Genomic DNA, 3,074 nt, shown 5'->3' with positions numbered 1-3,074 from the left:
ATGCGATCCGCTTCATCCGGCCGAAGGTGCGCATCCTCGGCATGGGCTGGGTGGCGAGCGCCGGGGCGCTGATCTATGTGTCGGTGCCCAGGGAGCAGCGTTTCTGCACGCCCAACACGCGCTTCCTGCTGCATCAACCGTCCGGCGGCACCGGCGGCCCGGCCACCGATATCGAGATTCAGGCCCGCGAGATCATCAAGATGCGCGATCGCCTCAACCGCATCTTCGCCGAGGCTACCGGCCAGCCGGTGGAGCGCATCGAGAAAGACACCGACCGCGACTACTGGATGAGCCCGGATGAGGGCATCGCCTACGGTCTGGTCGGCAAGGTCGTCCGCTCGGCCGACGAAGTCGCCTGAGGCCGCCGCCGCCCAGAACTGCGCTTCCGGCCCGCCTTCGTGCGGGCCGGTTCGTTTTCGGGGCGGTTTCGCGTTCGGGAGATCGGTTTTTCGGGGGGATGTGCGGGCCGTGACACCGCTGATCTACTGGCTGGCGACACTGGCGCAGCCGTCGAACCTGATGGCGCTTCTGGCCATTGCCGGGGCGGCAGCGCTGCTGGCCGGCCGGCGGCGTCTGGCGCTCGGGGCCTGCGGGCTGGCCGCGCTCGGCTTTCTGGTGTTCGGCTTTCTGCCGGCTGGCACCCTGCTGCTGCGCACCCTTGAGGCGCGCATTCCCGCGGCCCCGCTGCCGGACCGCGTCGACGGCATTCTCGTGCTCGGCGGCTATATCGATACCGCGATGTCCCATGCCCGCGGCGAGACGGAATTCGGGGCGGCGGCCGACCGGCTGATCGCCGTGGCCGCGCTCGCCCGCCGCTATCCCGGCGTTCCCGTGGTGCTGACCGGCGGCAACAAGTTCGGTGCCGGCTATCGCCGGGAGGCCGATCTGGCGGCCGGGGTGGCGGAGAGCTTCGGCATCGCCGCCGACCGGCTGGTGACGGAGCGGGACTCGCGCACGACCTGGGAGAATGCCGTCAACGCCCGCGCGCTGGTGGCGCCGCAGCCGGGTTCGGTCTGGCTGTTCGTCACGTCGGCCGCCCACATGCCGCGCGCGCTCGGCACTTTCCGCGCCGCCGGCTGGAGCGGCCTCGTGCCGGTGCCGGTCGACTACCGCGCGCTGCCCGGCATGCAGGTTCTGACCGAAAAGCCCGACGTGGTGGCGGGCCTTGCCGCCACCGATGCCGCGGCGCGCGAGATCGAGGGGCTCATCGCCTACCGGCTCGCGGGGCGGTCGTCGGCCTTCTTTCCCGCGCCCTGAGGCGGCGCGAACGGCCGCGGCATGGCGGCGGCCTGATCGGCGGTGATCAGCACGGCATCGTGCGGGGCGGAGGCGAACTGGCGCAGGGCCTGAACCGCCAGAATGAGCGTGGCGGCGCAGAAAAAGGCGACCGGCCCGGCGAACCAGCCGAGAAAGCCGATGGAAAAGAAGAACGCCCGCAGCCCCAGCTTGAAATGACGTCCGGCATCGTTGGCCATGGCGGCGGCGCGCTCCACCGCTGCCCAGCCCTCCGGCGTATCCACGTCCCTGGCCGTCGGCACCGCGCCCATCAGGATCGAGGCATAGTTGAACAGCCGGTAGGACCAGCCGAACTTGAAGAAGGCGTAGGCATAGATCAGCAGCAGTCCCATGCCCTTCACCTCCCAGATCTGGCGCGCGGCCGTGGTCGGCATTTCCAGATCGGAGAACACCTCGATCATGCGGTCGGTGGAATTGAGCAGCGCGAAGGCCGCGCCGATGGCCAGAACCGCCGTGGAGGCAAAGAAGGCGGTGCCGTTCTGCAGCCCGCTCATGATGGAGGCATCGACGATGCGGTTTTCGCGCCGGGCCATGGCGTGCATCCACCGCCGGCGCTGCCCGCGCATGGCGGCGGAAAGCGTGCGGTGCTGCCAGCGGCTGTGATCGATGACATAGCCATAGACCGCCCAGCTCCCCAGAAACCAGAAGAGGGCGAGGTAATCGAGCAGGCTGAAATTCGGCATCGGCAGGCCCCGGTTCGGCGATCGGGGCAAGCATAGACGATTTTTCCCCGCCGCCGCAGCGGCAGCGGACGTCCGTACCCGGCCGGCCGGGTAAAAGCAGCCTGTTCATTCATGCGGCTGATGTGTGGAATCAGAACGATCCATTGGCATACGGCCGCCGGTCGCGGCATGGTGGCGGCACTCACTGGCCGGGCCTGCCGGCCGCAACAGGGGGTCCGGTCGTGCCGCTCCATCTCGTCATCGCATCGAAGCGTTATTCGTCGTGGTCGCTCAGGGCGTGGCTGCCGCTGGCGCATTTCGGCATTCCGTTTTCCGAGACGCTGGTGCCGCTGGGACAGGACGATACCCGCGCCCGCATTCTCGTCCATTCGCCCTCCGGCCGGGTGCCGTGCCTGATCGACGGGGCAACCCATGTGTGGGAATCCCTCGCCATTCTGGAATATCTGGCCGAACTGTTTCCCGAACACGCCTTCTGGCCGCGCGGCCGGGCGGCGCGGGCGGAGGCGCGGGCGATTGCAGCGGAAATGCATGCCGGCTTTGCCGCGCTGCGCAGCGCGCTGCCGATGAACCTCGGCCGGGCGCCGGCGCCGGCTGGCCTGCCGGAGACGGTGGCGGGCGATGTCGCGCGCATCGAGGCGCTGTGGGCGGCGGCCCGCAGCCGCTTCGGCTGCGACGGGCCGTTTCTGTTCGGCGGCTTCGGTGCGGCCGATGCGATGTATGCGCCCGTTGTCACCCGCCTGCAGCGCTATGGCGTGCCGGTGTCGGCCGTCTCGCAGTCCTATATGGATGCGGTGCTGGCACTGCCGGCCATGCAGGCCTGGCAGGCGGCGGCCGATGCCGAGCCGGCGGTTGCGCGCTACGAGGGCACGTTCTGAAGCCGGGCGGACGGGGACGATTTTGCCGGCCTGCCCCGGCTTGCGGGCGGGTCCGTACATTTCCGGAGCCGCCCGCGCAGCGGTTATGCTTGACGGCGGGCGCGCGATCGGTCAGAGCATTCAGCCATGGTGAAGGCGGCGCGTGCGCGCAACGGTCATTTTCCGGCGATTATTTGCGGCTAGCGCCTCTGCTGGCTGCGGCTGCCTCCCTTTTCCCTGA

4 protein-coding genes are annotated in these 3,074 nt (G+C 69.4%); 3 read left to right on the top strand and 1 reads right to left on the bottom strand.

Annotated elements, in window-relative coordinates; genetic code table 11:
* Both V7067_RS16920 and V7067_RS16915 read left to right on the top strand, forming a co-directional pair.
* Positions 1 to 359: ATP-dependent Clp protease proteolytic subunit (locus tag V7067_RS16920; protein WP_334177062.1), on the top strand; the 359-nt coding region annotated here is incomplete at its 5' end.
* 109 nt (positions 360 to 468) lie between these two features.
* The gene (locus tag V7067_RS16915) at positions 469 to 1,257 is read left to right on the top strand and encodes a YdcF family protein (protein WP_334177061.1); all 789 of its coding nucleotides are present in this window, start codon (positions 469 to 471) and stop codon (positions 1,255 to 1,257) included.
* On the opposite strand, the gene V7067_RS16910 is transcribed toward V7067_RS16915, so the two are convergent.
* Positions 1,212 to 1,979, bottom strand: a complete 768-nt coding sequence (locus tag V7067_RS16910) for a DUF599 domain-containing protein (protein ID WP_334177060.1) — start codon at positions 1,977 to 1,979, stop codon at positions 1,212 to 1,214. The genes V7067_RS16915 and V7067_RS16910 overlap by 46 nt on opposite strands.
* Positions 1,980 to 2,200: 221 nt before the next feature.
* Here V7067_RS16910 and V7067_RS16905 point away from each other — a divergent pair, with 221 nt between their 5' ends.
* Complete coding sequence (locus tag V7067_RS16905; protein ID WP_334177059.1) at positions 2,201 to 2,854, top strand: glutathione S-transferase family protein; 654 nt, start codon at positions 2,201 to 2,203, stop codon at positions 2,852 to 2,854.
* Positions 2,855 to 3,074: the final 220 nt, after the last annotated feature.

This window comes from Pseudoxanthobacter sp., from assembly GCF_036822375.1.
Lineage (GTDB): Bacteria > Pseudomonadota > Alphaproteobacteria > Rhizobiales > Segnochrobactraceae > Pseudoxanthobacter.
Note: the sequence above shows the minus strand (reverse complement) of the source record. Positions and strands in the feature narration are given on the sequence as shown.